The 26,878-nt window shown below is 59.7% G+C and carries 31 protein-coding genes and 1 pseudogene; 26 read left to right on the top strand and 6 right to left on the bottom strand.

Annotated features, from left to right (window positions below; all coding sequences use genetic code 11):
- Positions 1-489 (top strand): IS5 family transposase (locus tag DUT91_RS19075; RefSeq protein ID WP_210207966.1); only part of this gene is annotated, 489 nt, incomplete at its 5' end.
- 10 nt (positions 490-499) lie between these two features.
- Here DUT91_RS19075 and DUT91_RS19080 read toward each other — a convergent pair.
- The 4 genes and pseudogenes from DUT91_RS19080 to DUT91_RS19095 all read right to left on the bottom strand — a co-directional run bounded on the left by DUT91_RS19080 (position 500) and on the right by DUT91_RS19095 (position 2,780).
- Positions 500-868, bottom strand: a complete 369-nt coding sequence (locus DUT91_RS19080; protein WP_114442107.1) for a type II toxin-antitoxin system VapC family toxin — start codon at positions 866-868, stop codon at positions 500-502.
- On the bottom strand, positions 865-1,065 hold the full coding sequence (locus tag DUT91_RS19085) for a type II toxin-antitoxin system VapB family antitoxin (RefSeq protein ID WP_114442108.1): 201 nt from the start codon (positions 1,063-1,065) through the stop codon (positions 865-867). Before DUT91_RS19085 ends, DUT91_RS19080 begins: the two co-directional genes overlap by 4 nt.
- Positions 1,066-1,186: 121 nt before the next feature.
- Positions 1,187-2,194: pseudogene (locus DUT91_RS19090) on the bottom strand (nucleotidyl transferase AbiEii/AbiGii toxin family protein).
- Complete coding sequence (locus DUT91_RS19095) at positions 2,187-2,780, bottom strand: DUF6088 family protein (protein ID WP_114442109.1); 594 nt, start codon at positions 2,778-2,780, stop codon at positions 2,187-2,189. The pseudogene DUT91_RS19090 and the gene DUT91_RS19095 overlap by 8 nt, the downstream one beginning before the upstream one ends.
- 253 nt (positions 2,781-3,033) lie before the next feature.
- Here DUT91_RS19095 and DUT91_RS19100 point away from each other — a divergent pair, with 253 nt between their 5' ends.
- The 6 genes from DUT91_RS19100 to DUT91_RS25565 all read left to right on the top strand — a co-directional run bounded on the left by DUT91_RS19100 (position 3,034) and on the right by DUT91_RS25565 (position 6,467).
- A complete protein-coding gene (locus tag DUT91_RS19100) occupies positions 3,034-3,579 on the top strand; it encodes a hypothetical protein (protein WP_245419805.1) in 546 nt (181 codons plus the stop codon).
- 135 nt (positions 3,580-3,714) lie between these two features.
- Positions 3,715-3,948: a hypothetical protein gene (locus DUT91_RS26710; RefSeq protein WP_245419806.1), complete on the top strand. Its 234-nt coding sequence runs from the start codon at positions 3,715-3,717 to the stop codon at positions 3,946-3,948.
- An 87-nt stretch (positions 3,949-4,035) separates the two neighbouring features.
- On the top strand, positions 4,036-4,749 hold the full coding sequence (locus DUT91_RS19110; RefSeq protein ID WP_114442110.1) for an antitoxin Xre/MbcA/ParS-like domain-containing protein: 714 nt from the start codon (positions 4,036-4,038) through the stop codon (positions 4,747-4,749).
- Positions 4,746-4,967 carry a hypothetical protein gene (locus tag DUT91_RS19115; protein WP_114442111.1) on the top strand — a complete coding sequence of 74 codons (222 nt, stop codon included), beginning with the start codon at positions 4,746-4,748 and terminating at the stop codon, positions 4,965-4,967. The genes DUT91_RS19110 and DUT91_RS19115 overlap by 4 nt, the downstream gene beginning before the upstream one ends.
- Positions 4,968-5,376: 409 nt before the next feature.
- Positions 5,377-5,922 (top strand): protease pro-enzyme activation domain-containing protein, encoded by a 546-nt coding sequence (locus DUT91_RS19120; protein WP_114442112.1) that lies wholly within the window; start codon positions 5,377-5,379, stop codon positions 5,920-5,922.
- A gap of 47 nt (positions 5,923-5,969) precedes the next feature.
- Complete coding sequence (locus tag DUT91_RS25565) at positions 5,970-6,467, top strand: Ig-like domain-containing protein (RefSeq protein ID WP_147272214.1); 498 nt, start codon at positions 5,970-5,972, stop codon at positions 6,465-6,467.
- Positions 6,468-6,707: 240 nt separating this feature from the next.
- Here the strand turns inward: DUT91_RS25565 and DUT91_RS19125 are convergent, their stop codons facing one another.
- Positions 6,708-7,247, bottom strand: coding sequence for a hypothetical protein (locus tag DUT91_RS19125; RefSeq protein WP_147272215.1), 540 nt, complete (start codon positions 7,245-7,247; stop codon positions 6,708-6,710).
- Between the two features lie 241 nt (positions 7,248-7,488).
- Between DUT91_RS19125 and DUT91_RS19130 the strand changes: the two genes are divergently transcribed.
- The 7 genes from DUT91_RS19130 to DUT91_RS19165 all read left to right on the top strand — a co-directional run bounded on the left by DUT91_RS19130 (position 7,489) and on the right by DUT91_RS19165 (position 14,817).
- Complete coding sequence (locus tag DUT91_RS19130; RefSeq protein WP_114442114.1) at positions 7,489-8,454, top strand: phosphoribosylaminoimidazolesuccinocarboxamide synthase; 966 nt, start codon at positions 7,489-7,491, stop codon at positions 8,452-8,454.
- A 669-nt stretch (positions 8,455-9,123) separates the two neighbouring features.
- Positions 9,124-10,149, top strand: coding sequence for a LacI family DNA-binding transcriptional regulator (locus DUT91_RS19140; protein WP_114442116.1), 1,026 nt, complete (start codon positions 9,124-9,126; stop codon positions 10,147-10,149).
- 37 nt (positions 10,150-10,186) lie between these two features.
- Positions 10,187-11,134, top strand: a complete 948-nt coding sequence (locus DUT91_RS19145) for a substrate-binding domain-containing protein (RefSeq protein ID WP_114442117.1) — start codon at positions 10,187-10,189, stop codon at positions 11,132-11,134.
- On the top strand, positions 11,131-11,946 hold the full coding sequence (locus DUT91_RS19150; RefSeq protein ID WP_114442118.1) for an ATP-binding cassette domain-containing protein: 816 nt from the start codon (positions 11,131-11,133) through the stop codon (positions 11,944-11,946). The genes DUT91_RS19145 and DUT91_RS19150 overlap by 4 nt, the downstream gene beginning before the upstream one ends.
- Entirely contained in the window at positions 11,943-12,944 is a 1,002-nt protein-coding gene (locus DUT91_RS19155; protein ID WP_114442119.1) for an ABC transporter permease, read from the top strand. The genes DUT91_RS19150 and DUT91_RS19155 overlap by 4 nt, the downstream gene beginning before the upstream one ends.
- A gap of 6 nt (positions 12,945-12,950) precedes the next feature.
- Positions 12,951-14,015 (top strand): phosphotriesterase family protein, encoded by a 1,065-nt coding sequence (locus tag DUT91_RS19160; RefSeq protein ID WP_114442120.1) that lies wholly within the window; start codon positions 12,951-12,953, stop codon positions 14,013-14,015.
- A 31-nt stretch (positions 14,016-14,046) separates the two neighbouring features.
- On the top strand, positions 14,047-14,817 hold the full coding sequence (locus DUT91_RS19165) for a glutamine amidotransferase (RefSeq protein WP_114442121.1): 771 nt from the start codon (positions 14,047-14,049) through the stop codon (positions 14,815-14,817).
- Between the two features lie 23 nt (positions 14,818-14,840).
- Here DUT91_RS19165 and DUT91_RS19170 read toward each other — a convergent pair whose 3' ends face one another.
- Positions 14,841-15,752 carry a ribokinase gene (locus DUT91_RS19170; RefSeq protein WP_114442122.1) on the bottom strand — a complete coding sequence of 304 codons (912 nt, stop codon included), beginning with the start codon at positions 15,750-15,752 and terminating at the stop codon, positions 14,841-14,843.
- 27 nt (positions 15,753-15,779) lie between these two features.
- Here DUT91_RS19170 and DUT91_RS19175 point away from each other — a divergent pair, with 27 nt between their 5' ends.
- The 12 genes from DUT91_RS19175 (at position 15,780) to DUT91_RS19230 (ending at position 26,857) form a co-directional block, all read left to right on the top strand.
- The gene (locus DUT91_RS19175; protein WP_114442268.1) at positions 15,780-16,622 is read left to right on the top strand and encodes a BtpA/SgcQ family protein; all 843 of its coding nucleotides are present in this window, start codon (positions 15,780-15,782) and stop codon (positions 16,620-16,622) included.
- 1 nt (position 16,623) lies between these two features.
- A complete protein-coding gene (locus DUT91_RS19180) occupies positions 16,624-17,268 on the top strand; it encodes a TenA family protein (RefSeq protein WP_114442123.1) in 645 nt (214 codons plus the stop codon).
- 11 nt (positions 17,269-17,279) lie between these two features.
- Entirely contained in the window at positions 17,280-18,533 is a 1,254-nt protein-coding gene (locus DUT91_RS19185; protein WP_114442124.1) for a Zn-dependent hydrolase, read from the top strand.
- Between the two features lie 152 nt (positions 18,534-18,685).
- A complete protein-coding gene (locus DUT91_RS19190) occupies positions 18,686-19,471 on the top strand; it encodes an SDR family oxidoreductase (RefSeq protein ID WP_114442125.1) in 786 nt (261 codons plus the stop codon).
- A gap of 16 nt (positions 19,472-19,487) precedes the next feature.
- Positions 19,488-20,195, top strand: a complete 708-nt coding sequence (locus tag DUT91_RS19195; RefSeq protein ID WP_114442126.1) for a ribonuclease activity regulator RraA — start codon at positions 19,488-19,490, stop codon at positions 20,193-20,195.
- Complete coding sequence (locus tag DUT91_RS19200; protein ID WP_114442127.1) at positions 20,192-21,124, top strand: dihydrodipicolinate synthase family protein; 933 nt, start codon at positions 20,192-20,194, stop codon at positions 21,122-21,124. Before DUT91_RS19195 ends, DUT91_RS19200 begins: the two co-directional genes overlap by 4 nt.
- A 314-nt stretch (positions 21,125-21,438) precedes the next feature.
- Positions 21,439-22,143 carry a transcriptional regulator NanR gene (nanR, locus tag DUT91_RS19205; RefSeq protein WP_114442128.1) on the top strand — a complete coding sequence of 235 codons (705 nt, stop codon included), beginning with the start codon at positions 21,439-21,441 and terminating at the stop codon, positions 22,141-22,143.
- Positions 22,144-22,180: 37 nt separating this feature from the next.
- A complete protein-coding gene (locus DUT91_RS19210) occupies positions 22,181-23,152 on the top strand; it encodes a sialic acid TRAP transporter substrate-binding protein SiaP (RefSeq protein WP_114442129.1) in 972 nt (323 codons plus the stop codon).
- Positions 23,153-23,196: 44 nt separating this feature from the next.
- Entirely contained in the window at positions 23,197-23,727 is a 531-nt protein-coding gene (locus tag DUT91_RS19215) for a TRAP transporter small permease (protein WP_114442130.1), read from the top strand.
- Positions 23,728-25,008, top strand: a complete 1,281-nt coding sequence (locus DUT91_RS19220) for a TRAP transporter large permease (RefSeq protein WP_114442131.1) — start codon at positions 23,728-23,730, stop codon at positions 25,006-25,008.
- On the top strand, positions 25,005-25,940 hold the full coding sequence (locus DUT91_RS19225; RefSeq protein ID WP_114442132.1) for a dihydrodipicolinate synthase family protein: 936 nt from the start codon (positions 25,005-25,007) through the stop codon (positions 25,938-25,940). The genes DUT91_RS19220 and DUT91_RS19225 overlap by 4 nt, the downstream gene beginning before the upstream one ends.
- An 11-nt stretch (positions 25,941-25,951) precedes the next feature.
- Entirely contained in the window at positions 25,952-26,857 is a 906-nt protein-coding gene (locus DUT91_RS19230; RefSeq protein ID WP_114442133.1) for an N-acetylneuraminate lyase, read from the top strand.
- The last annotated feature ends 21 nt before the right edge of the window (positions 26,858-26,878 follow it).

Here is a 26,878-nt window from a genome sequence, read left to right on the forward strand (position 1 = left end):
CATTGTCCGAGCACATCATTGTGCGGTCGGCATAAAAAGGGGACTCAGAAAGCCCAGGCGCTTGGCCGATCGCGCGGCGGCTTCACCACCAAGCTCCATGCCCGGTGCGATGCGCAGGGGCGGCCGCTCGGCTTCGTCCTGACGCCCGGACAAACACACGACAACCAGGGCTTTGTTCCGTTGTTCCGGATGATTTCCGACCGGATAGAGGCGTTCCTCGCCGATAAAGGCTATGACGCTGACGCCATTCGCGAAGAGATCGCCAGCGCCGATATCGAGGCGATTATACCCGCCAAAAGCAACAGACGCGACCCGATCCCCCATGACAAAACCAAATACAAATGGCGAAACCAGATCGAGCGCCTCTTCAACACGCTCAAGAACTGGCGGCGCGTTGCAACACGCTATGACAAGACCAAGGAATCATATCTCGGATTTGTCGCCATCGCAGCAGTCAAACTATGGATACCCTTTGTCCACGAGCGCTAGTTAGGTGTGTTCACTGCACATGAAGTGATGCGCCTGCCTTTTGAGCCGCTGCTGCTAGGCGCTTGTCTCTGGTCCACAAGGTCGATCGCCGGTCAAGCAGCGTCGAAGCTAGCAAGTGCGCATCCGTGTAGCCGATTCCCATGCTGAAGATCAAATGTCGATCAATCATCGTCATGACCTCGTCGTGCGTGGCGACGAATGCTTCCCGCTGTACTGCAAGGAAGGCCATCACAGCATCACGGTCCCGAAGACTGCCAAGCGCCAACTCGCCGATTACAAAAGGATGGCAGATTAGGCGATCTTCTTCAATAATTTTACGTAGCCCTGCGTTTCCATGGCGGAAGTGATCAATCCAGATTGAGGTGTCTACCAGTATCACTTGGCCGCTTCGCTCCGGCGGCGAGGAGCTGCCTCTGCGTCGGGCATAGTACCTCCGAGCGCGACGAGGCGCTTTCCAGACTCGACCCGCACAAGTGTTTCCAATGCTTGGCGGACAAGCGCAGCCGTTTCCTTCGTGCCGGTTAGGGATCTTGCCCTTTCCATGAGGTTATCGTCGAGATTAATGGTGGAACGCACGTTTAGACTCCTATGGGAAGTTCGTATATTAGCACCATTTGGTGCCAAAATCTACGCCTCGCTAGTGCGTTGCTGCTATGCTTATTTAGTCATCGATCAGAATTATCGCAGGGTCTTCGGTTCAAATACCTTCAAGGCGATTAAAGCTATTCGCCTGTATTCTCCGATCCCGATGTGTCGCGCGCGCCTGAATCTGCGCGCATCGCTCGATCAAGTGCTCGAACGGCTCGGAATCGCCGAGCAGCAAACCGTCGTCGACCATGCGCTCGTAATCCTCGCCGAGCGCACGGAGACCTTCTCCTGACGGTGTAAGAACCAGATTGCCGTTGACGGCTGCGGCGTAGTCGATCGGCAAGCGGTCAGCCGCCTTTTCCGCAAAGAACATGGATTTGTGTTTCGCCACTGCGTTGGCAAGCTCTCGATCCTTGAATGCTGCCTCGGCAAAGCCAGTGCCGTCCAACCGGATAACGTCGTGCCAGTGACGTGCAAACCGATCGCCGCGGAGGCGCTCCTGCAAACAGAAGACATGGATCGCGGTCGCTTTCTCCCAGAACGTCCGCTCGGCGTGCATAACGCGGGGACTCGCCTTCGGAAATTCGACACCATTCGCCGGTCGACGGTGCTCCGAATTCGACCGTGACGCTCGGGGCGACTTAGCCGGATCCGCTGCTCACCGCTTCATAGTCCAGGTAGAGCGTGTCGTCCTTGAGGCGGATTGCCGCCGGAAGAGATTGATCGCGCAGCGCGCCGGCGATAACCGGCTCGACTGACTCCGACACCCAGACCGGAAGCCGCTTTCGCACTTCGCTGGTCCAGCGTTTCTCCTCGCTGCGGGTTTCGGCAGCGCCTCATAGTTGTCGCCGATCAAATCCGGCGCCAAAGCCCTGATATCGTAGGTCAGATCTACATCCTCGGAGAACCTTTTGATGACGCCGTAAGCTTTCGAAAGTGGGGTGCCACCCTTGAAGACGAGATGCTCGCGGAGCATGGACGAAAAGAGCGTCTGCAGCTTCCAGACGACCCAGACATCCTTTTCGAGCAGATGAATGGGCCGTCCGGTGCGGTCGGCCGCTACGGCCAATGCTTCGCGCCGGTCATCCTTTGACAAGGTCAGGAATAGATCAGCCATGCGCAGCCTTTCCCACGCTTCTTGCCAGCCAGGTCGGGAACTGCGCCGCCGCCGCCACCAGCTCGCCGAACTCGTCCGGCGGCAGCTTTCGCTTGATCCTCGAAAGTGCTTCATCGGCCTTCTCCGGCCCAAGCCAGGCGAGCGCACGGACCGCCACGCCGGCAGGCCGATCGGCCAAGGCCAATTGCCAGCGAGGCACATGCCTGAGCTCGACCGTGTGCTTTCCAAGGTTCATCGTCCGGCTGCGGCCGGATGTCAGGTAGACGGAGCGGACCGGAATCTGGGTGGTCAGGCCCAGGGCATTCGCCGCGGCGGCGCCGTTTGAAACGATGACCTCGCCGCGATGCTGCGCCACTGCCTCCACCACCTGTTCGACCGTCGGCGGCCGGTTGCCAAAGCGGCCTTTGACAGGCCGCATATAGATGCCGCGACCGGCCCGGACGAGCTCGCCGCGCTCGGCCAGTCGCGAAAGGGCCTGGTCCAGGGCAGCACGATTTCCGAGATGCAGAAAGCTCTTTGCCGAAAGCGCGGATCCCTCCGGCAGTCGTCCGGCATGGCCCATAATTTGCGACGTCAGCTTTTGCATGGCATTTCTCCTGTCAGAAATATATTCAAATTTCTGACAGTTGCAACAGAAGGAGAAGGGCGGCGGACCCCGGCCTTGCTGACCAAATTTATGTCAAAGTATTGGTCAGTGGCCCGCTGGTCGCTCCACCAAGCGCTACTCACCTATCACGCCATCAAATACTTCCAACATCGCATCTCTGATGGCATTGCCGAGCGCGGCCACCGTACTCGAAGAGGCTGTTCACCCCCTCTCTCGGTCGGGAGAGCAGCAGTTGCAGGCGGTCGCCGCCCTCAACAAAGATTCTTGCGCGCGATGGATACGAGCTAGCGCAGGAAAGCGAACAGTCCGGTCACCCAATCTTCGTGTTCCGCCCCAGCTTGTCGCTTGGTGGGGGGATGTTACGCCGGGGGCCAACGCGGCAAATCTCGGAGCGCGTCTCCAAGAATCGCTAGCCTCAGAGGTAGAACACAAGCTCTTCGCCACATACTTCAAATCCTATCGATCCGTCCTCGGCGCGGCTCTGCCTGCACTGCTGCCGCAGGTCTATCTTCATTATGACCCAGCCATCGTGAAAACCCTGCGTCATCGCCTGCCTCTTCCGCGCCAGCGCATGGATTTTCTGCTGCTGCTCCCTGGGAGGCAGCGCGTCGTGATCGAGGTCGAATCGATCCTCCGTCGTGCCATCTTGGGCGGTTCATTCACCTACACGGCTCGTCCTGATCCAGTTCCTGGTGACCTTCGCATGTCATGGGGCATTGCCGTCCTTATCCTGGCCTTGTTCTACAGCCGTGGAAAAATCCAACTTCCAAAAGCTTGAGTTTCTGGCTCACTCGGTTCGGCTCCCGGAAGGTCGGGACGAAGACGCGGTCTCCTATCTGGGCAATATAAACCGACCGAAGTTTCAGTACGTGTCGAACCCTCCCTGAACCGCGCCGTAGCGTTAGCTCACGCCATGAAGCTGGTGAAGATCGACAAAGGGACATCAGTTTCGCTCACCGACCAAGGGATAAAGATGGCCCAAGCGATTCTGGAGGAGGGAGAGGCTTTGAGAGAAGAAGCAGGGTTTTTGAGCGAGGTGGCGCCTCGGATGACAGATGCGTTGATGAAGCGGGTGTGGCGGTTGCCGGGTCTGAAGAGCCGCTATGAGGATGCGGTCCTGTCGATAGCGAACCTAGCGTGGCCTTAAGGTGCCCGGGGTTGGGACAAATGGCTCAAACTGGACATTTGGGTGACTCGTATCTATATTCTCTGCAAAAGAAATGGAGCATGAGTCATGGTCAGCCCAAACACACAGATCGAGCGCCCACGCCGTGTCGCGCATCGTGTTGCAACCAAAGTCGCCAATGCACTTAAAACGGATGAGGCTTTTCAGTCAGGGTCCCTAGATCTGTCGGCGCACATTGCCGGCGCGGCCGCCGCTGCCGTGGTGAATCTGACGCCCGAGGCGCGGCTGGAACTCAACAAACATCGTACGGAACTCGGCAGGCGCATCCGCCAGCTGGTCGAGGCGTTCGGCGATGAACCAAAGAAAAAAATCATGCTCGAGGCCCCCGATGTAACCGAGGATGGCCATGGAGAGGGGCTTGGCGAGGTGGTCAGTGAGCAGCAGGGTGAAGGCACCCTTCGAGAACTAGCCGTAGCTCGTCGTCTGGAGGAGTGGGCTGGCGAAGTAGCCGGAGCAACCGAGCTGAGCCGAGATTACGGTGTTCCTCGGTCGAGCCTTAACCGCTGGCAACATGCCGGAGATGTCGTCGCCCTCCTCAAGGGGACAAAAAAGCATGTTTATCCAGTGGAACAATTTGTGGACGGGCGACCGGCGAGGGGGATTGGAGATGTCAGCCGATTGACGGCAAATCAACGTATCACTTGGGTCTGGCTAAGCCGTCCAAATCCGACCCTCGGCGGTCGAAAGCCGATCGACCTGCTGAAGCAAGAGCGAATTGATGATGTTCTCGAAGCGGCCAAGTCTTACTTCACGCCGCAATGACTCTGATTCAAGACGTCCTTCAAAAGCTTAGTGTTCGCATCAATGTCGGCAGCTACGTGCGGATCATAGCCCGACAGCATGCCGCGACGCCGCTCGGCATGGGCCATGGCAAGCCGAGCACCTGCGACATCGCGTTTACCACCGGCGTCGCTTTGAAAACGCTTGACGATCTGGTGCGGGCCGCCCATCTGGGCCGGCTGTTGGGCGCACCCGGCTAGCGCTGACATGCGCCGTGACGGCCATCCGGCTGATCTCCGCCCCCGTGAACGAGGCGGGCTTGCGCGAAGCCACACGTAGCCGCTCCTTTTTGCTTGACTGGAGCGGCCCCGTTACCGAAGGCTTGAGCCTAGGCGCCTTCAATGTAATCTTCTCATAGAGCAATAATTTTAGCTATAATAACGCTGCTTGTTTTAATCGATGTAAAAACGGCATTATGTACGAATGGATAATGACGACTCCTATATCTTTCATAAGATATCATGATCATATCGTCTTAACTGAACCAGAAACCATTCGTGGATTTGTTTTCTAATCGATTTTATGCTCACAAAATAACTGAATATATGCAGATTCACATGATTGGGGTGAGGACCAGCACCCAACATACATTTTACATTGGAGCGATCGATGCAACCTGAAATCAATGTTCACGGAAGACACACTCACGCCAAGCGTATCGTGAAACAACTGATTTTCGGGATGTTCTGCATTGCCTCGACGGCTTTCTGCTCCGTTGTGCAGGCGAATGAACCATCGCCGGCAAAACCGCTATTGCTTGAGCAACAAATTCCCACGGCCGTCATGTCAAAGGCAGCCCGCCTGCTGGGGGACCTGCCGGCAACGCTGAGGCTACCGCTCTCCATCGTCTTGCCGCCGCGCAATGAAGCGCAGATCGACGAATTGCTGAAGCAGTTGTATGATCCGCACAGCCCACAATATGGGCGTTATCTCACGCCCGAGCAGTTCACAGAACGCTTCGGTCCCACCCAGCGGGATTTCGACAAAGTTGTCGCGTGGGCCAGAAACAATGGCTTTGAAATCCGGCGCACCACGCCGTCCCGGCGCGTCTTGAGCATCACCGGCACGGTCGATACTATCAATCGTAGTATCGCAACGGTCCCGACGTTGCAGCCGAAGCAAGCAACAGTTTCACGGTTGAAGGACGGAAAATAAAATCTTTTGCGGGTACAAGTGTCGCCGCTCCCCGCTGGGCTGCATTTTTGGCATTGGTGAACGAGGCGCGTCAGAATAACGGCCAGCCTACGGTCGGCTTTGTCAATCCGCTGCTATATGGATTGGGCGTCAACCCGAAGAATTACCAGAATCTTTTCCACGACATCACAGACGGAAATAATGGCCATCCGGCCGTGCAGGGATACGATCTGGTGACCGGATGGGGAACTCCGAAGCCGAATTTCTTCGTGATCGGGCCGCGACCTCAGCCTCCGGTGATCCTTTCCCCAAAAGCCGAAGATTACGCATGGTTCAAACCTATTATGTTCTATGGCACCGGGCAGCCTGGAGCATCCATTAATGTAACTCTGGATGACAAATCGTTTTGCCAAGCGCAAGTTGGAAGCGATGGATGGTGGAGCTGCCCGACCCCGCGGCCGCCATTGTCCATAAGCAGCCATACGCTTTCTGCCACGCAGGGCATGAGCCCCATCATACAAAGCCCACCGGCACAGGTGAAGTTTGCCATAAAGCCAGGACCTTGATGGGAGAAGGGACAGCGACAGCCTGCATGCGCCGGAGGCCGAATGCATCGGCAAGCGCGAGGCGCACAGGCTGTACGAGTTCGGACCGGTCACTAAAAGGCAAAAATTGTGAATCTTCGCCAACAACCAGTTTCGCAAACCTCTCGTTCTGCCAGCGGATAGTCGTTCACGGCCTCAACAAGCTGCTTACCAGTTGTAGGGTCCCTATGGTCATTTGCACGGCCACGCTGATCTCCAGTGCTAAGGCTGATGCTCGACACCAGGACCTACGCCTTCGCAATCATTGAGTGGCACATAGGCTCGGCTGTTTCTGTCGCGCCAATCAAGCCTGGATTTGCCAGTCTTGCGCAGATAGGCTGCGGCTTGGATGAAAAGCGGATGATGTAAATCCCGCTTTGCCAGCAGATGGTTGTTGGGACCCTTGCTCCATACCATCAGCGCGGCCTTTTCAGGCTCATCGCTATAGGCGCGTGCCAGGAGTGTCGCAAACCCGTCCGTGAATTCAAATACATCGTATTCATAATGATAGTCGTGGAACCCTTCCGGGTCAGGCCCGGACGCATCGATGTGATGCGACACCTCCACTGTCAAGGGCCATGAAGGCACACTTAGCCCAAGAACGCTTCGGGTGCGCCACAGGGCCACTCGGGCCGGATAAATCAGCTTTTCAATCGGTGACATATTCACATTCCAGGAGGACTTGCCCGGCAGGGCGCCACCTTCAGGCCCTTGAACATCAATGGGGTGGGTATACGGCAGGCATATCAAATGATCAACCACGCCCTGCTTCCGGTCTCCTGACGGGGCCACAGTCGAAGGCCGCAGAAGGGTGAAAACCTGCAATGGACAGGCAGAGCACTGAATGGCCTCGTTTGCGGACTGTGCGGTCATTTGCTTCCCAAAGTGAATGGCTGGAACTTGGGGTTCATATAGTCCAAGATACTCTGACCTCCTGTGCAAATCTCATGCATGGGGCTGGTTCTGCCGCATCCCGAAGCATCCATTCCAGACGAAGGCTCTGATGATCATCCCAAATCGCGTCCTTGATCATGCCCACATTCCCGAACTGCCCAATCCCTATTTCGGCAAGGTTCGCGATTGCTACGACCTGCCGGATAAGCGGCGAATCCTTATTTCCTCGGACAGGATCTCGGCCTTTGATCGCATCCTAGCCGCAATCCCCTTTAAAGGGCAGGTTCTTACTCAAACTGCCCGTTTCTGGTTCGATCGCACCGGCGATATCTGCCAGAATCATGTGCTCGCCTATCCTGACCCTAACGTCGTTATTGGCCAACAGCTTAGAATCCTTCCGGTCGAAATCGTCGTGCGCGGATATCTGGCCGGAACTACCGGCACATCGATCCTGACACGCTATAAAAAGGGGGAGCGTTCGATGTATGGACATTGCTTCCCCGAAGGTCTTCGCGATAATGAAGCGTTGTCTGCGCCCATCATAACTCCAACCTCAAAAGCATTTGACGGTGGACACGACGAACCTCTGACCGCTACCGAGGTCGTCGCTCAGGGCCTGCTCAGCGCAGAGCAATGGGACCGCGTGTCCTCGATTGCCCTCGCCCTTTTTGACCGGGGCCAGAAAATGGCAGCGGACCGAGGGCTAATCCTGGCGGATACAAAATACGAATTTGGAACCGATGACGCCGGAAACATCATCCTGGCCGATGAAATTCACACGCCCGATAGCTCCCGCTTCTGGCTGGCTGATGCCTATGTACAAGCCCTGGAAAACGGCACCCGCCCGCCGTCTTTCGATAAGGATATCATCCGCGCCTGGGTCGATGCCCGGTGCGACCCCTATCGTGATCCGATTCCTGAAATACCGGCAGATTTGGTCACGGCCACCTCACAGGTCTATATCGACGCCTTCGAGGCAATTACTGGCCAAACATTTCGGCCGGATACGGCAGGCAAGACGCCATTGGCACGGATCCGTGCCAATTTGTTCCCCTATTTCACGACCCAGTCCTGACTCGCGGGGCAAAATTCAGGATGTTCTTTCGCCACTCATTGTCCTTGTTGCTGTCGGCTGCAAGGGGGCGGGAGCGGCCGAAGAAGCCGTGAAGCTGTCCGCCCTGCATGCTTCAAGGGTTCACGCTTGCGACCGGCGAGCAGTTTCTCGCCATCGGTTCTCGATTCGCCTTTCGCCTGACGAACCGGTAGCGCCTCTGCCGGGGTGATGCCGGGTTCCGCACACAGGTCAGCCAATTTTGTTTCCGGCTTGCCCATCGCCACACGGGCGAGCGGGAGCTTCGCCCCGTCATCTTGGCTTCATCTATCCGCCGATCGAGTGACGCCTTCGCCGCGATCCCGGAGGGTCACTTCCAATTTTCGTGCAAGGCGAGCGAAGCCGTTGCGAACTCTCTTGATCGTCGGGACAATTAAGTTACCTGGGTCATCTCCTTGATAGCACGTCGCCCCCTACAAGGTGGCCGCAGCCGCATTTGCGAACAAGATGGCACGCACCATTTGGGCGCTGCTTGTTAAAGGCGGTACCTATCAACAACCGGAGACACTGGTGAAACAAGCGGTGCTCCTCCAGCCACAGGAGGCTTGACAGATGGCGAGATCGTGGCATGGTAAAGCGATTTAGTAAATCGGTTTACTAAATCGAGTCAAACGTCCCTGAGGTTCCGGAAACATGACGTCGACGAAGCGTGCCACCAGCTTGAAGGACGTCGCCGACGCCGCGGGCGTATCGGTAACCACGGTGTCTCGCCTCCTCAATGGCTCGCTTCAGCTCCCGTCCGAAACGAAGCTACGCATCGACAAGGCGATCCAGGACCTCAAATACGAGCCAAATCCTCATGCCCGCCGCTTGAGCCGCGGCCGCTCGGAGACGATCGGGCTGGTCGTCCCTGACATTGCCAACCCCTTCTTCGCGACGCTCGTCTCGGCCGTCGAGGCGGCGGCGGACACACGTGGTCTCGCGCTCTCACTTCATGCGACCCTCAATCGCCCCGGCCGTGAAATCGCCTATCTCAGGTCACTGGCCCGCAATCACGTCGACGGCCTGCTCTTCATCACAAATCACCCTGATGACGGGGAACTCGCTGCACTGATCAATCAGACGGGCAAGGTCATTGTTGTCGATGAAGATGTGCCGAACGCCAGGGTGCCAAAGCTGTTTTCCGATAACGAGCTTGGCGGTTATCTCGCCGGCTGCCATCTGGCCGATCACGGCCACCGGCGCGTCATCTATATCGGAGGACCGCAGGAGATGATCAGCACCCGCCGGCGCTCGATGGGGCTCGAACGGGCTCTGCGGGAGCGCGGCGGCCCGTTTCAAGTCTTTCGTTACCAAGGCAACTATACCGTGGAGTTTGGACGGGAAGCAGCGTGCCGTTTCCTTGATGAAGGCATACAGGGGACGGCGATATTCGCCAGCTCCGACGAAATCGCCATCGGCCTCATCGAAGTTCTGCGCGCCCGAGGGATATCCGTTCCCCATGATGTTTCGGTGATTGGCTTCGATGATGTAGGGCCATTGCACCTCTTTGCGCCGCCACTGACCGCGATCCGCCAGCCTGTCAGAGCGCTCGGTGAACGGGCGCTGGCATTACTTCTGGAAACAAACTGGGCGGAACCGGAAAGTCTGGCTTTCGAAGAATTGCTGCCGGTCGAAATCGTCGTGCGAAACTCCGTTGCACCGCCGTCGAAATCATAAAAAGCAACGGCCATGAACCCAACCAGAGGACGAACACATGATTATTCTGAAACGCAGAATGTTGACCGCTGCCGTGGCAGCAACCGTCTTTGCAGGCATTTCGTTCGGCAATGCCTTTGCCGCTGAGAAGACCTTCGCGCTTGTCCAGATCAACCAGCAGGCGCTGTTCTTCAACCAGATGAATGAAGGCGCACAGAAGGCGGCCGACGCTGCCGGCGCCAAGCTCGTCATCTTCAACGCCAACAACGATCCGGCCGCGCAGAACAGCGCGATCGAAACTTATATCCAGCAGAAGGTCGACGGCCTTGCGGTTGTTGCCATCGACGTCAACGGCATCATGCCCGCCGTGCAGCAGGCGACCGCTGCCGGCATCCCGGTCGTGGCGATCGACGCGATCCTGCCGGATGGCCCGCAGAAGGCGCAGATCGGCGTCGACAATGCCACGGCCGGCGCCGACATGGGCAAGTTCTTCCTCGATTACGTGAAGAGCGACATGGGCGGAAAGGTGAAGTACGGCGTCGTCGGCGCGCTGAACTCTTTCATTCAGAATGTCCGCCAGGAAGGTTTTGAGAAGACCGTCAAGGGCGCCGGAGGCGTCGAAACGGCCGGTGTCGTCGATGGCCAGAACATCCAGGACAACGCGCTTGCCGCTGCCGAGAACCTGATCACCGGCAATCCGGACATGACCGCCATCTACGCCACCGGCGAGCCGGCGCTGATGGGCGCGATTGCTGCTGTCGAAAGCCAGGGCAAGCAGTCTGACGTCAAGGTCTTCGGCTGGGACCTCACCGCTCAGGCCATAGCCGGCATCGATGCCGGCTATGTGGCCGCCGTCATCCAGCAGGACCCGGCCGCCATGGGCGCTGCCGCGATCGACGCGCTGAAGACAATCTCGGACGGCGGTAGCGTCGAGAAGACGATCTCCGTCCCGATCACCATCGTCACCAGGGAGAATGTCGAACCCTACCGGGCCGTCTTCAAATGATCTATGACCGACAGCCTCCAACCGCTGTCGCAGGGGCCGGGGGAGGAAATATCCTCCCCCGGCAGCCCGGCGAAGGCGGCATTCGCCAGCCCCGAATTTCGTTGAGGGGCATCCGCAAGAATTTCGGTTCGCATCAGGCGCTGCGTGGCGTCGATCTCGACATCTATCCGGGCGAATGCCTGGGCTTGGTAGGGGACAACGCCGCCGGCAAGTCGACGCTGACCAAGATCATTTCCGGCACCTATATTCCGGACGACGGAACGATCTCGATCGAGGGACGGGAGGTGCGTTTCAGCGGTCCGGCCGACGCTCGCGACCGCAATATCGAAATGGTATTTCAGGACTTAAGTCTCTGCGACCACGTCGACGTCGTCGGCAATCTGTTTCTCGGCCGCGAGCTGACCAGGGGGCCGTTTCTCGATCGACGACGCATGGAAGCCGAAGCCCGCGCCATGCTGGATGCGCTCGAAATCCGCATTCCGCGTCTTGGCGCCAAGGTGGAAAAGCTATCGGGCGGCCAGCGCCAGGCAATCGCGATCGCGCGTGCCGCATCCTTCAATCCGAAGGTGCTGATCATGGACGAGCCGACATCGGCTCTGGCAGTCGCCGAAGTGGAAGCCGTGCTTAACCTGATCAACCGGGTGAAAGCCAAGGGCGTCTCGGTGATCCTGATCACTCATCGCCTGCAGGATCTCTTCCGCGTCTGTGACCGTATCGCCGTGATGTACGAAGGCACCAAGGTTGCCGAACGCGATATCGGCAAGACCGACCTCCAGGACCTCGTGCAGCTTATCGTCGGAGGCAAACATTGAGCGCCTATAGCGAACGCGCCGCCGGCTCCCCGGTCGCTGACTTGCTTTCCGAACACGCGCAGGTCCTGTCGATCGCCGTGTTCTTCCTCGCCTGCCTTATGTTTTTTTCCGCCACCACGGACACGTTTCTGACGCTCGGCAACATTTTGAACGTGCTGCGCCAGGCGGCTCCGATCCTCGTCGTGGCGGTGGCGATGACACTGGTTATCATCACCGGCGGCATCGACCTTTCGGTCGGTTCGCAGGTGGCACTGATCAACGCAGTCGCTGCGGTCATAATGGCCATGGGCTATCCTTGGCCGATGGTGGTCATCGGCATGATTGCCTTCGGCGCCCTTCTGGGCATCGCGCAGGGCTGGTTCGTCGCATATCAAGGCATTCCTGCCTTCATCGTGACGCTTGCCGGCCTCTCGATCCTGCGTGGCTTCGCGCTCTACCTCACGCAGGGCTATTCGATCCCGATCAAGGATGTGCCCGGTTTCTTCTGGCTCGGCCGTGGGGAATTTCTGGGTCTGCCGGTGCCGGCGATCATCGCGATCCTTGTGGCGGTGATCGGCTACGTGATCATCGCCTATACGAAATATGGTCGTCAGGTCGTTGCCGTCGGCTCCAATCTGGAGGCCGCCCGCCGCGTTGGCATGCCGGCGAAGTGGATCGTCGCTTCGGTCTACATGGTTTCGGGCATAGCCTGCGCGCTGGCGGGTCTTCTGATTGCCGCGCGTCTGGGTTCCGGTTCGTCCAACGCTGCCGTCGGTTTCGAGCTGCAGGTCATTGCTGCCGTTGTGCTCGGCGGTACATCGCTGATGGGCGGACGCGGCAGCATTCTCGGCACTGTGCTCGGCACGCTGACCATCGCCGTCATCGGCAATGGGCTGATCCTGATGCATATCTCGCCCTTCTTCACGCAGATCGTGACGGGCGCGATCATCCTCGTGGCCATCTGGCTCAACACGAAGATATTCACCACCAATTTCCGCTTCGGCGGAAAGAGGAAGTGAGGCGGCATGAGCGAACTTTCTGAAGCCAATATCCGTTCGGGCAAGGTGATGACGGTAGCGGGGGCAATTCCTGTCTCCGATCTCGGCGTCACCTTGATGCACGAACACATCCTCAACGATTGTCGCTGCTGGTGGCATGCGCCCAAGACGCCGGAACGTCAGTATCTGGCGGAAGGCTTCGTCTGCATCGAGATACTTGGCGAGCTGCGTCAGGATCCGTTCGTCAACAAGCATAATATCACGCTGGACGATGAGCCGCTGGCGATCACCGAGCTCAAGTATTTCGCCAGACATGGCGGGAACACGGTGGTCGAGCCCACCTGCCAGGGGATCGGCCGCGACCCCCGTGCGCTGAAGCGGATCTCGCAGGGCACGGGGCTCAATATCATCATGGGCGCCGGATATTATCTCGGCTCCTCGCATCCGGCCAAGGTCGTCGGGATGACGATCGACCAGATCGCCGACGAGATTGTTCAGGAAGCGAATGTCGGTGTCGATGGCACCGACATCAAGGTCGGGCTCATCGGCGAGATCGGCGTGTCCTCGGATTTCACCGATCAGGAGGAGAAGTCCCTGCGGGCAGCGGCGCGGGCGCAGGCCCGCACCGGCCTTCCCCTGATGGTGCATCTGCCCGGCTGGTTCCGGCTCGGGCACAAGGTCCTGGACATCGTGCAAGATGAGGGGGCGGAGCTGCGCCATACCGTGCTCTGCCACATGAACCCTTCGCATGACGATCTCGACTATCAGGGCGAGCTTGCCGCGCGGGGGGCCTTCCTCGAATACGACATGATCGGCATGGATTTCTTCTATGCCGACCAGCAGGTGCAGTGCCCGAGTGACGAGGAGGCAGCCCGTGCCATCGTCAAGCTGATCGAATGTGAGTATATCGACCGCATCCTGCTTTCCCACGACGTCTTCCTGAAGATGATGCTGACGCGGTATGGCGGCAACGGATACGCCTACATCATCAAGCACTTCCTGCCGCGGTTGAAGCGCCACGGACTGAGCGACGCTCAGCTCGATATCCTTATGCGGGACAATCCGAGATCTGTGTTCGCGGCCAAGGTCTGAGCACGCATACGACTACAGAAATGGAAAGAAAATGAACAAGAAAGTCCTCCTCGTCGGTGAGAGCTGGGTCAGCTCCGCCACCCATTACAAAGGTTTCGACCAGTTCGGCAGCGTTACCTTCCATCTCGGTGCCGAACCGCTCGTGAAGGCGCTGGAAGGCAGCGAGTACGAACTCATCTACATGCCGGCTCATGAAGCAGTGGAAAAATTCCCCTTCGAGATGGAGGGTCTCGATGCCTATGACGTCATCATCCTGTCGGATATCGGCGCGAATTCGCTGCTGCTGCCGCCGGTCGTCTGGCTGCATTCCAAGACCGTGCCAAACCGCCTGAAACTGATCAAGGCCTGGGTGGAAAAGGGCGGCGGCCTGCTGATGGTCGGCGGCTATTTCTCCTTCCAGGGTATCGACGGCAAGGCGCGCTGGCGCCGCACGGCTGTTGAAGACGTGTTGCCGGTAACCTGCCTTCCCTATGACGACCGCGTCGAAATTCCGGAAGGGGCGACCGCCGTCGTCACCAAGGCGGACCATCCGACGGTTGCCGGCATAACGGGCGAATGGCCGCTGCTGCTCGGCGTCAACGAGGTGGAAGTGCGCGACCGTGCCGATATCGAAGTCGTTGCCCGCCTGCCGGAAGATCAGGGCGGCCATCCGCTACTCGTCACCGGTCGTTTCGGCAAGGGACGCAGCGCCGCCTGGACTTCGGATATCGGACCGCATTGGCTGTCGCCGGCCTTCTGCGAGTGGGAAGGCTATGGCCGCCTCTGGAAGAACATTCTGGGCTGGCTGAGCGATAAGAGCTGAGAACGACCGGCTTGTGGCGCGTATCAGCGCGCCAGGATCGCCTGCAGTTCGTCACTGGTCGGAAAAGCTGATCGGGTGCCGCGGCGGCTGACGGTGAGGGCGGAGGCAGAGGCGGCATGGCCGATGGCGCGAATATCGAGTTCGACGTCGCGCAGTGCTGCCGAGGCCAGCGCGACCGCCATGAAGGTGTCGCCGGCGCCGGTGGTGTCGATGGCTCGGGTCACGACAGCCGGGATGGCGGCGATTGCTGTGCCGCGGCTTGCAAGCATCGCGCCCTCGCCGCCGAGCGTCAGAACGACGTGGCGTACGCCGGACTGCAGCAGCCGATCGGTCGCTGCCATATCGGACGAACCGGTGAGGCTCTGAGCCTCGCCCCGGTTCAGGAAGGCGATGTCGATGAGCGGCCAGAAGCCGGTGAAACAGGGTCGCAGCGGCGAGGGGTTGAAGGCGGTGACGAGGCCGCGGTGCCGGGCTTCGTCGAGCAGGCTGCGGGTTGTTGTCTCGCTCAAGTTGCCCTGCAGGACCATGAGGTCGCCGGCGGTGGCAGCGCCGATTGCTGCGATCGCTTCTGCCGGCGACAGCGAACCTGCGGAATCGGTGGTGGTGACGATGGCGTTTTCGCCATCCGGAGTAGTGAATATGATGGAGAAGTCGCTGGAGCGGTCAGCAAGCGTGATGAGCGTCGCCTCGACCGGTTCCGGCGCCAATTGATCGCGGATCGTCCGGGCGCGGAAATCCGCGCCCACGGCCGCGACGAGGGTCGTGGGCAGGCCGGTACGGGCCATGACGACGGCCTGGTTCGCACCTTTGCCGCCGAGATCGAAAGTTTCTTCGCGGCCGAGGATCGAAGCCCCGGCTTCCGGCATGGTCGATACGGATATGGTTTCATCGATGGCGACGTTGCCGATGACATGAGCACGAACAGGGACAGACATGGCTGGCCTTTGCAAAAGAGGATGAAAATGCAAACGATATCAGACAACAATTCGAGCGCCATAAGGGAAATATTCGGTGCTGACAAGGCGTTGATCGGCATGGTTCATTGCCTGCCCTTTCCCGGTGCTCCACGCTATCGTGGCGCGGCGATGAACGCGCTCTATGACGCCGCAATGCGCGATGCCGAGGCGCTGATCGAGGGCGGGATGCACGGCCTGATCATCGAAAATCATGGAGATATTCCGTTCTCAAAGCCCGACAATATTGGCCCGGAAACCTCTGCCTTCATGTCGGTCGTCACCGATCGGATCGCACGGGCAACCGGCATTCCGATCGGCGTCAACGTGCTGGCGAACGCGCCGATCCCGGCGTTTGCCATCGCCATGGCAGGCGGGGCGAAGTTCATCCGGGTCAACCAGTGGGCCAATGCCTATGTCGCCAATGAAGGCTTCATGGAGGGCCGGGCGGCGGAAGCGATGCGCTATCGCTCGCTCCTGCGTGCGGAGCATATCAAGGTCTTCGCTGACAGCCACGTGAAGCACGGCGCGCACGCGGTCACAGCCGACCGCTCCATCGAGGAGCTGACACGCGACCTTGCCTTTTTCGACGCCGACGCGATCATTGCCACCGGCCAGCGTACCGGCCACTCGGCAAGCATCGAGGAGATCGAGACGGTGGGTGCAGCCACGCACTTGCCGTTGCTGGTCGGTTCGGGGGTTACCAGGGACAATATCGTCGAAATCCTGAAGCGGACGGATGGCGTGATCGTCGCATCATCGCTCAAGGAGGGGGGCGTCTGGTGGAACCCGGTCGAACTCGCTCGCGTCAAGGCCTTCGTCGAAGCTGCCCGTCCCGCGCTGGGTGCTTGAGATGGCGGAGTCACTTTGCGAGCAGATCATGCGCGAAAACAAGGACGTCTTCGTTGCGATGGTCGGTCACCGCTTTGTCGAGGACATCAAGGCGGACCGGCTTTCGAAGGATGTCTTCGAACGATATCTTGTGTTCGAGGGCGCTTTCGTCGACACGGCGATCTCGATCTTCGCCTTCGCTGTCGCCAAGGCCAAAACAATCGACCAGAAGCGCTGGTTGATCGGCGTTCTGAATGCGCTCGCCAACCAGCAGATCGCCTATTTCGAGAAGACCTTCGCGGAGCGCGATATCGATGCTGCGGCTTTCGACACGTCCATCCCCGAGGTCACAGCCTTCCGCGAAGACATGCTGGCGATTGCCCGCGACGGTGAATATATCGACACGATTGCCGCGATGTTCGCGGCGGAGTGGATGTACTGGATCTGGTCGAGAGAAGCCGCCCGGCACCCGATGAGCGATCCGCTGATGAAGGAATGGGTGGATCTTCACGCACACGAGGATTTCGCCGCACAGGCGCGCTGGCTGAAGGCCGAGCTCGACGCCGCGGGTGAGGGGATGAGTGCTGAGGAACGCTCACGCCTCAGCGGCATTTTCCGCAGGACGCAGCTCCTGGAAATCGCCTTCCACGACGCGCCTTATCTTTGAGGGGAATCCATATGATAGAGATTGATGGCGAACGTCTGAATGCCCGGCTTGATGCCTTTGCCGCGATCGGTGCCACAGCAAGCGGCGGCGTCAACAGACAGGCCCTGACCGAGGGCGATCGCCAGGCGCGCCGCCTGCTGGCCGACCTTGCCTGGAAACGGGGCTTTTCGGTATTCCAGGACCCGATTGCCAACCTCTTCATTCATCGTGCGGGACGCGACGACAGTCTGCCGCCCGTGATGATTGGCAGCCATCTCGACAGCCAGCCGGCCGGCGGCCGTTTTGACGGTGCACTCGGCACGCTGTCAGCTTTCGAGGTGCTCGAGAGCCTTGATGATGCCGGTATCGAGACCGAGCGTCCCATTGTCGTTGTTGCGTGGACCAACGAGGAAGGTTGCCGGTTCGCACCGGGCTGCATGGGGTCCACAGCGTTTTCGGCGGGCGAGATTCCGGTCGGTTGGCAAGAAAAAATGACGACCGACGGGGTATCGTTTGCCGACGAACTGAAAGTCACGATTAAAAGCCTGCAGACGGCGCAGATGCTTCCGTTGGGTTTCTCGGTCCACGCCTATTTCGAAGTCCATATCGAGCAGGGCCCATCCCTGGAGGCGAGCGACATCCCGATCGGTGTCGTCGTCGGCATCCAGGGTACGCGCTGGCTTGAGGTCATCGTCAAGGGGCAAACGGCCCATGCCGGTACGACGGGGCTTTCCTTCAGGCGTGACCCCCTGCGCGCACTCGCCGGCTCTCTTTCGAGCCTTTACGAGACAATCATGCCTGCGGACCCGGATGCGCGGTTCACCGTCGGGCGGATTTCGGTCGATCCGGGTTCGGTGAATGCCATCCCTGACGAGGTGTACTGCACGATCGACATGCGTCATCCCAATCCGGCGCGCCTGGACGAAATCGAGCAACTTGCAAGGTCAAGCATTGCTGGAGAGGCTGCACGGCAGGGCTGCGTGGTTGCGATCTCGCGATCCTTCGACATGGCACCTTGCACGTTTGCCGCGGATCTGCAGCAGGCGATCGAACGGGCAGCGGCGGCGCGTGGGTTCAAAAGCACGCGCATGATGTCGGGCGCCTTCCACGATGCGCTGTTCGTCAATCGCATCGCGCCGGCGGCGATGGTCTTCGTTCCGTGTCGCGACGGGCTGAGCCATAACGAGGCGGAGCATGTCAAACCGGAGCACGCGGTTGCCGGCTGCCAGGTGCTGGCGCACGCGACACTTTTGATTGCCACCGGACCCGGCCGGGCGGGGAGCTGAAGGTTCACTAAAGAAACCCCGGGGGCAGCCGGCTCCGGTCAAACGTGATCTGACACAGCCGGTTATAGGTTCTTTATCGTTTGAATGCACAGAAAAGAAGGTATTAGTTTTTCCTGGGCGCTCCATAGTCGGTACAAAAGCGGGAGAAAATCGTGGATCTTGGATTGAATGACAAAACGGCACTTGTGTTCGGCGCCGGTGGTGGGCTGGGCGGCGCAATTGCCAGGTCGCTTGCGGCAGAAGGTGTTTGCGTCATCGTCGCCGATATCGACGGCACAAGTGCTGAAGCCACGGCGAAGGCGATCGTCAGCGAGGGTGGCCGCGCCATCCCGATGATCTGGGACATCGGCGATATTTCGCTGATCGAGGGCAAACTCGCTGAAATCAAGGCAGCTTTTGGTCCCGTCGATATCCTCGTCAACAATACTGGCGGCCCTCCGCCGACATCCGCCACGGGGCAGTCACCGGACATATGGTCCAAATATTTCGACATGATGGTGCGATCGGTGATCGCGGTCACAGATGGCGTGCTGCCGTCCATGCGCGAGCGCAAATGGGGACGAATCATCACCTCCACCTCGTCGGGTGTCGTGGCTCCGATCGCCAATCTCGCGATATCCAACAGCCTGCGCCTTGCATTGGTCGGCTGGTCCAAGACCCTGGCGCGTGAAGTGGGACGCGACGGCATCACGGCGAATATCGTACTTCCCGGACGGCTCGCTACCGGACGGATCGTCTTCCTGGACGAGCAAAAGGCCAAACGCGAAAACAGAGCCGTGTCCGATGTCACGACGGAAAGCACAGCGTCCATTCCGGTTGGTCGTTACGGCGATCCGAAAGAATACGGTGATACCGTCACCTTCCTGGCCAGTTCGCGGGCCTCCTACATCACGGGTTCCGTCATCCGCGTGGATGGCGGCCTTATCAACAGCATCTGAGACATAAGGATTCCGTATGTCCCTTGACTCCAAAGTCATCGAAATCTTGCAAGGCGTTTCCACCGCCACACTCACCACTGTGCTTCTGAAGAAGGGGCTGAGGAATGTCTGGATGCGCGGCACCAGGCCGCTGAAGCCTGGTCAGGGACGCCTTGTCGGAAAAGCCTTTACACTGCGTTTTGTTCCCGCCCGCGAGGATCTTGCCACGCCGGAGAGCTGGGCTTCGCCGATTTCCACCCGTGCGGCCATCGAGGCCATGCCAGAGGGATGCGTCGTCGTGGCCGATGCCCTTGGTGTTTCCGATGCCGGCATTTTCGGCGATATCCTTTGCGCCCGGATGGTCAAGCGCAATGTCGCGGCGCTTGTCACCGACGGTGTGATGCGCGATGCGGAAGGCGTCCTTGGCACCGGCATGAACGTCTGGTGCAATGGCGTGGCCGCTCCGCCATCCGTCGCCGGGCTCACTTTTGTAGGCTGGCAGGAGCCGATCTCATGCGGCGGCGTAGCGGTCTTCCCGGACGATATCGTCGTGGTGGACGAGGATGGAGCGGTGCTCATCCCGGCAAAGTTCCTCGATGCGGTTCTTGCCGAAGCGCCTGAACAGGAACTGATGGAAGGATGGATCATGAGCGAGGTCGATCGCGGCGTGCCATTGCCCGGCCTTTATCCGATGAATGCCGAAACAAAGATTCGCTACCAGGCTTGGAAGGATGGCCGGAAATGACATTCGGCGTTGCTTCCAGGGGCGTTTACGCGATCGCAACCACGCCTTTTCTGAAGGACGGGTCGATCGACTTCACCTCGATCGACCGGCTCACCGACTTCTATGAGGAAAGCGGCTGCACCGGCATCACCATTCTCGGCATCATGGGCGAGGCACCGAAGATGGAGCCGGACGAGAGCCGGGCGATCGTCAAGCGCGTGGTATCACGGGCAAAAGTGCCGGTCATCGTCGGCGTCTCGGCACCAGGTTTTGCCGGCATGCGCTCCTTGGCGCGCGACAGTATGGCTATGGGTGCGGCTGGCGTCATGATCGCTCCGCCGCCAGCGTTGAGGACTGACGACCAGATCGTCAACTACTTCTCGGGCGCCGTCGAAGCGGTGGGCGAGGACGTGCCCTGGGTGTTGCAGGACTATCCATTGACTCTGACCGTGGTCATGTCGCCAGGCGTGATCGCCAGGATCATCACCAATCACCCCTCCTGCCTGATGCTGAAGCACGAGGATTGGCCGGGCCTTGAAAAGATTTCAAAACTGCGCGCCATGCAGAAGGCTGACGAGCTGCGCCTGTTCTCGATCCTTTGCGGCAATGGCGGCATGTTCCTCGATTTCGAACCGGAACGCGGTGCCGATGGTGCGATGACCGGCTATGGTTTTCCCGATATGCTCGCCGAGCTGATCGGTCTTTTCGCTGCCGGAAAACGCGACGAGGCGCATGATCTTTTCGATGCCCATCTTCCGCTGATCCGCTACGAGCAACAGCCTGGCATCGGCCTTGCGATCCGCAAGCACGTGCTGAAACGGCGCGGCATCATAACCTGCGATACGCAGCGCAAGCCGGCGCAGATGCTGACGCCTGCCGCCAGGGCGGAAGTCGACTACCTGCTCGCTCGGCTTGCAAGACACGACAAACGCGCAGCACTCTTCGAATAATCCCGGGTTTCGTAGACCCGTGGGGTTGCGTTTTCCGTGGCCGCTTGAGAACGGGACGGGCGACGGCATTCCGGCTCTGACGCGCTTGCGTATCGGAATGCAGAAAATTTTCGAACACGTCGTGGCGGGCTTTGTCCTGAGAGCGGCGGACCCTGCGGCCGCCTCAGTGCCTCCCTGGCGCAGGGCGCGGCCGCTTATAACATGCCGCGCTCTCCGTGACGCGAACCAGCTCCCGTTCATGCCGTCTGATCAGCCGTTCTCAGGAAGCGGGGCTTCGGTTGACTCCGCTGGTATAACACCTTAACAGTTACACCATGACTACCGCGCTCGCTATTCGCAAGAAACTGTCCGATGAAGTTCGGCTCAAGCTCGAGGAAATGATCCGCGAGGAGGTCTATCCCGTGGGGACGGCGCTCCCATCCGAACGGGATCTGATGGAGATGTTTGGGGTCGGCCGCCCGTCGATCCGCGAGGCGCTCTATGCGCTGGAGCGTATGGGCCTCGTGAAGATCAACACGGGTGAACGTGCCAAGGTGACACGGCCGACACCCGATCACTTTCTGTCCTCGCTCGCCGGTGTGGCGCGCCAGTTGCTCGTCCGGCCGGAAGGTGTTGCCAATTTCGAGCAGGCGCGGCTCTTCCTGGAGGAGGGCTGCGCGCGTCATCTCGCGGTGCATGTCACCGCGGAGCAGATCAAGGCGATCGAGGCAGCGCTTGCCCGCAACGAGGCGGCCATCGGCAAGGCCCGCGCCTTTGCCGTCACCGATGTAGCCTTCCACCGGACACTGACGGAGATGGTTTCAAATCCCATCTTCGTCGCAGTTCACGATGCATTCGTCGATTGGCTGATTGGCCAGCGGCCACTGCCTGCCCGGCCGGAGATCTCGAACAGGGAGAGTTTTGAGGGGCACGTCGCGATCGTGGACGCAATCCGGGTCCGCGATCCAGAGCGCGCCGGGCGTGCCATGCGTGACCATCTGGAGAGTGCGGAACGCAAATACAGGCAATCGGGTCCCTAGAGGAGCCGATGCGACTGGAATAAGGGAGGAGTATCCAATGAAAACAGGTTTGATTTCGCTCGTGCTTGCGGGTCTCGTGATGGCCTGGCCGGCCTCGGCACAGGAAACGCGCACGCTGCGGCTTGGGATGCAGGGAACTGCGGGCGACCCGCAGTTCCAGGGCGTCACCGAGGCGGCGCGCATCATCAAGGAGAAATCCGGTGGCCGGCTGGCGCTGGAAATATTCCCCAACTCGCAATTGGGGACGTTCACCGAGATGATGGAGCAGGTCACGCTCGGCGAGCTCGATTTCACGCTCAATCCATTCGGCGGGATGGATGCCTGGGTTCCCCCCGCGGTGCTTGCCAGCACGGCCTATGTGGTCGGCGATTTCGACCATCTGCAAAAGATCATTGCCTCCGACTGGGGGCAGGGGATCGTCGAGGAGATGCGAACGAAGCACAATTGGCGAATGGTCGATTCCTGGTATTTCGGAACACGGCACACGACAGCGAACAAACCAATCGAAAAGCCCACCGATTTCGCAGGCATGAAATTGCGCGTGCCGAATTCGGCGCCGCTTCTCAGTTGGGCAAAGGCGATGGGCGCCAGCCCGACGCCGGTGGCTTTCGCCGAGGTCTATCTCGCTCTTCAGACCAATCAGGTCGACGGCCAGGAAAACCCGCTGCCGATCATCGATGCGATGAAGTTCACCGAAGTGCAGTCGCATGTCTCGCTGACGGGGCATCTGGTGCAGGACCAGCTTATCCTCATGTCGGAAAATACCTGGAACGCACTTGAACCCGCCGACCAAAAGATCGTGGTCGAGGCCTTCGAGACGGGTGGTGCGGTAAACAACAAACTGGTCACGGACAAGGAAGCAGGCCTCGTCGACGCCTTCCGCGCGCGCGGCATCATTGTGGTCGAGCCCGACAAGTCGGCGTTCCGCGACGCGATGAAACCCGTCTATGCCGATCTCGACAAGCAGTTCGGCGCCGACACGGTGCAATCGCTGCTCGGTCTTCGTTAACATCGGGCAGCGTCGCAGCGCTGCCCCCATCGGGATAATCAGCAATGGTCAATCCAAACAGCTGGCCGGCCCGCTGGCGGAACCTCGCCCACGTTGAAGAGACGCTGGCCGCAATCCTCCTGGTCTTCGCTTTTGTCGTGATCGCGCTGCAGATCATTACCCGCTTCGTCTTCCACGATCCGTTATTTTGGACGGAGGAAGCAGCGCGCTATGCCTTTGTATGGATCGTAGCACTCGGCGCGGCGGAAGGTGTCACCGCACGGACCCACATTACGATGGATATCGTGCCGCTGATGCTGCCGGAGCGGGCCCGGCTCGGGCTGCGGCTCGTTCTGGATATTCTGGTCCTCGCAGCGCTCCTTATCCTTGTCTATTACAGCATCTTCGGCGCGATGCGGGCTCATAAGGTGATGTCAATTGCGATCGGTGTGCCGGAATCCTGGCTCTACGGTGCCCTGCCGGTATTCGGCGTGCTTGCGGCGATCCGGATCGCGCTTGTCATGGCGCGGGATGCCCGCACCCTCTTCGGCGGCGGGCATGATGCCACGGACATTCCACCTGAAAGGTATCTCTAGATGACGGCCCTCTTCGGCGGATGGTTCGCTCTTCTCGTCTCTGGCATGCCGGTGGGGTTCACGCTCATCGTGGCGGCGCTTGCCTATATGCTGTGGCAGGGGACGGGTCTCAATTTCGCCGGGCAGCGTATGATCGCCGGTCTCAACAGTTTTCCGCTCCTTGCCGTGCCATTCTTCATCCTCACGGCTCAACTCATGAACCTTTCCGGCGTCACCGAACGCATCTTCGATTTCGCCAAAGCGCTGGTCGGCCATATTCGTGGCGGGCTCGGCCATGTGAACATCATGGCGAGCGTTATGTTCTCGGGCATGTCCGGCTCGGCAGTCGCCGATGCGGCAGGCCTTGGCCAGCTTGAGATCAAGGCCATGCGGGATGCCGGTTATGACGAGCAGTTTGCCGGATCGGTAACAGCCGCTTCCGCCATTATCGGGCCACTCATCCCGCCCTCCATTCCGCTTGTTGTCTATGGTGTGATCGCCAACACGTCGATCGGAGGCCTTTTCCTGGGCGGCATCGTGCCGGGTCTGCTCTGTGCGGGCTCGTTGATGGTGATGGTCTATTTCATTGCCTGGCGTCGCAATTATCCGACCGAGTCGCGCGCCGATCTTCGCCGGATCTGGTCCACCTTCTGGCGCGCGATCCTCCCGCTCATGACACCATTCATCATCATCGGCGGGATTTTCGCCGGGATATTCTCGCCGACCGAAGCCGCCGTTGTCGCTGCCAGCTATGCTCTGTTCCTGGGGGTGGTGGTCTATCGCGAGATCACCTTCGCCAAGCTCGTGACGGTGCTGCGCGAGACGGTGAGCCATACGGCGGCCGTCGGCCTGCTCATCATGGGCGTATCGCTGTTCGGTTATGTGATCGCGCGGGAGCAGGTGCCGCAGCATGTGGCCTCGTTCTTCCTGACCTATTCGAGCGATCCGCTCACCTTCCTGATTCTCGTCAACCTCATGCTGCTCGCGCTTGGCACCTTCATCGAGGCGCTGGCGATCCTGCTGCTCATCGTGCCGGTGCTGGTGCCGACGGCACTGCAATTCGGCATCGATCCCGTGCATTTCGGTGTCATGGTGGTGTTCAATTTGATGATCGGCATATTGACGCCGCCGATGGGCGTGGCTCTCTTCGTGGTCTCGAAGGTCGCCAATATTCCTTTCGGCGTGCTCGCCCGCGGCATCGTGCCCTTTCTCATTCCGCTCATTATCGTCCTGATGCTGATCATCTTTTTCCCACCTCTCGTCACCTTCCTTCCCGACCAGATGCTCGGAGCGGAGCGGTGAGCCTTTCCGCCCAAACTCTCGAAGGCATCTGGGGGGCGGTGCTCCTGCCTTTGGACCGTTCCGGCGGGATCGAATGGGCCGCTTTGAGCGAGCAGCTATCCGCACTTCATGAAAGCGGGCTTCACGGCGTCTACACCAACGGCACGGCAGGCGAATTCCATAGCCAGACGGAGGAGGAATTCGATCGGCTGAGCGAGACGGTCGCCATCTTCTGCCATGCCGCTGCCCTGCCTTTCCAGATCGGTGTTTCGAATATGAATGCCCGGGTCGCGCGCGAGCGGCTTGTCCGCATCGGAGCACTGCGGCCTGACGCTGTCCAGATCACCCTGCCGGACTGGTGGCCGCCCGGCTACGACGAGGCGGAGCATTTCCTCGCGGGCATGGCTGAGGCTGCGCCCGGCATTCCGCTGGTCCTCTACAATCCGCCACATGCCAAGCGCCGGCTGGAGCTCGACGAGATCGCGAGGCTGAAGCTTACAGTGCCCATGCTCATCGGCGCCAAGCTGCCGGGAGGCGATGAAGCCTGGTATCAAGAGCTTCGCCAGAAGCTGCCCGACCTCGCCGTTTTTGTCCCCGGTCATTTCATGGCGAGCGGATGCCTGGCAGGTGGGCGGGGCTCCTATTCGAATGTCGCATGCCTGAGCCCGGCGGGCGCCGTGCGATGGTGGCGGCAACTTGACGAGGATCCCGCGGGGGCACTTGCTTTCGAGCCGCGCGTCGTCCGCTTCATGAAAGAGCATGTCCTGCCGCTCGCTGCGGGTTATGGCCTGTCGAACGCGGCGCTTGACAAGGCGATGGCGGCGGCCGGCGGCTGGTGTTCCATCGGTCCGAGGCTGCTTTGGCCCTACGCTTCCGCACCCCATGAAATCGTCATGCAGCTTGGCGACACAGCTCGCCGCGAGCTGCCCGAACTCTTTTCCACCCGCCTCTGAAAGCGATCAAAATGGCAAAACTAGAAGGCATCTATTCGGCCCTCCTGACACCCTTCTTGGAAGACGAGACCATCGACCGGCGGGGCATCGGGCCGCTCGTCGATTTTCAGGTCCGGCTGGGGGTCGACGGCCTCTATGTGGGTGGCAGCTCGGGTGAAGCGATGCTGCAGTCGCTTGAGGAGCGGGCCGCCTGTCTCGCCGACGTCGCCGCTGCCGCTGACGGAAGGTTTGATCTGATCGCCCATGTCGGCACGATCGCGACGAAGGACGCGTTGCAGCTTTCGGAACATGCTGCCAAATCGGGCTACCAGGCGATCTCCGCCATCCCGCCCTTCTATTACGATTTTTCCCGGTCAGAGGTGATGGCGCACTATCGAGCGCTGGCCGATGCTTCCAGCCTGCCGCTGATCGTCTATAATTTCCCCGCCCGCACCAGTGGCTTCACGCTCCCCGAACTGATCGATCTCCTCTCACATTCCAACATCATCGGCATCAAGCATACATCGAGCGACATGTTCCTGCTCGAATGTATCCGCCATGCCGTGCCGGAGGCACTGGTCTATAACGGCTATGACGAGATGTGCCTCGCCGGCTTCGCGATGGGCGCGCAGGGGGCAATCGGCACGACCTATAATTTCATGGGGGACGTGTTCGTCGCCCTGCGCACTGCAATGGCGGAAGGCCGGATCGGCGAGGCCCGCAAGCTGCAGACCATGGCCAATCGCGTCATCCAGGTGCTGATCAAGGTGGGCGTCATGCCCGGGTCCAAGGCGCTGCTCGAAATCATGGGCGTGGTTTGCGGGCCATCGCGGCGTCCCTTCCAAAAGATGGAGTCCTTGGATCGCGCGGCCCTGCGCGACGCCATAGCGCCGGTTCTGGCATGGCGTGACGATAGCGCGGGAGCAAACCGAGGCTAAGCCTTTCAGGTTTTGACGAAA

Source organism: Paramesorhizobium salinisoli, from assembly GCF_003335045.1.
Taxonomy (GTDB): Bacteria; Pseudomonadota; Alphaproteobacteria; order Rhizobiales; family Rhizobiaceae; genus Paramesorhizobium; species Paramesorhizobium salinisoli.

Coding starts and splice junctions, on each gene's coding strand:
- DUT91_RS19095 (WP_114442109.1), bottom strand. CDS start 2,780: ATGCAAAAGCTGACGTCGCAAATTATGGGCCATGCCGGACGACTGCCG.
- DUT91_RS26710 (WP_245419806.1), top strand. CDS start 3,715: ATGAAGCTGGTGAAGATCGACAAAGGGACATCAGTTTCGCTCACCGAC.
- DUT91_RS19110 (WP_114442110.1), top strand. CDS start 4,036: ATGGTCAGCCCAAACACACAGATCGAGCGCCCACGCCGTGTCGCGCAT.
- DUT91_RS19115 (WP_114442111.1), top strand. CDS start 4,746: ATGACTCTGATTCAAGACGTCCTTCAAAAGCTTAGTGTTCGCATCAAT.
- DUT91_RS19120 (WP_114442112.1), top strand. CDS start 5,377: ATGCAACCTGAAATCAATGTTCACGGAAGACACACTCACGCCAAGCGT.
- DUT91_RS19130 (WP_114442114.1), top strand. CDS start 7,489: ATGATCATCCCAAATCGCGTCCTTGATCATGCCCACATTCCCGAACTG.
- DUT91_RS19140 (WP_114442116.1), top strand. CDS start 9,124: ATGACGTCGACGAAGCGTGCCACCAGCTTGAAGGACGTCGCCGACGCC.
- DUT91_RS19145 (WP_114442117.1), top strand. CDS start 10,187: ATGATTATTCTGAAACGCAGAATGTTGACCGCTGCCGTGGCAGCAACC.
- DUT91_RS19150 (WP_114442118.1), top strand. CDS start 11,131: ATGATCTATGACCGACAGCCTCCAACCGCTGTCGCAGGGGCCGGGGGA.
- DUT91_RS19160 (WP_114442120.1), top strand. CDS start 12,951: ATGAGCGAACTTTCTGAAGCCAATATCCGTTCGGGCAAGGTGATGACG.
- DUT91_RS19165 (WP_114442121.1), top strand. CDS start 14,047: ATGAACAAGAAAGTCCTCCTCGTCGGTGAGAGCTGGGTCAGCTCCGCC.
- DUT91_RS19170 (WP_114442122.1), bottom strand. CDS start 15,752: ATGTCTGTCCCTGTTCGTGCTCATGTCATCGGCAACGTCGCCATCGAT.
- DUT91_RS19175 (WP_114442268.1), top strand. CDS start 15,780: ATGCAAACGATATCAGACAACAATTCGAGCGCCATAAGGGAAATATTC.
- DUT91_RS19180 (WP_114442123.1), top strand. CDS start 16,624: ATGGCGGAGTCACTTTGCGAGCAGATCATGCGCGAAAACAAGGACGTC.
- DUT91_RS19185 (WP_114442124.1), top strand. CDS start 17,280: ATGATAGAGATTGATGGCGAACGTCTGAATGCCCGGCTTGATGCCTTT.
- DUT91_RS19195 (WP_114442126.1), top strand. CDS start 19,488: ATGTCCCTTGACTCCAAAGTCATCGAAATCTTGCAAGGCGTTTCCACC.
- DUT91_RS19200 (WP_114442127.1), top strand. CDS start 20,192: ATGACATTCGGCGTTGCTTCCAGGGGCGTTTACGCGATCGCAACCACG.
- nanR (WP_114442128.1), top strand. CDS start 21,439: ATGACTACCGCGCTCGCTATTCGCAAGAAACTGTCCGATGAAGTTCGG.
- DUT91_RS19210 (WP_114442129.1), top strand. CDS start 22,181: ATGAAAACAGGTTTGATTTCGCTCGTGCTTGCGGGTCTCGTGATGGCC.
- DUT91_RS19215 (WP_114442130.1), top strand. CDS start 23,197: ATGGTCAATCCAAACAGCTGGCCGGCCCGCTGGCGGAACCTCGCCCAC.
- DUT91_RS19220 (WP_114442131.1), top strand. CDS start 23,728: ATGACGGCCCTCTTCGGCGGATGGTTCGCTCTTCTCGTCTCTGGCATG.
- DUT91_RS19230 (WP_114442133.1), top strand. CDS start 25,952: ATGGCAAAACTAGAAGGCATCTATTCGGCCCTCCTGACACCCTTCTTG.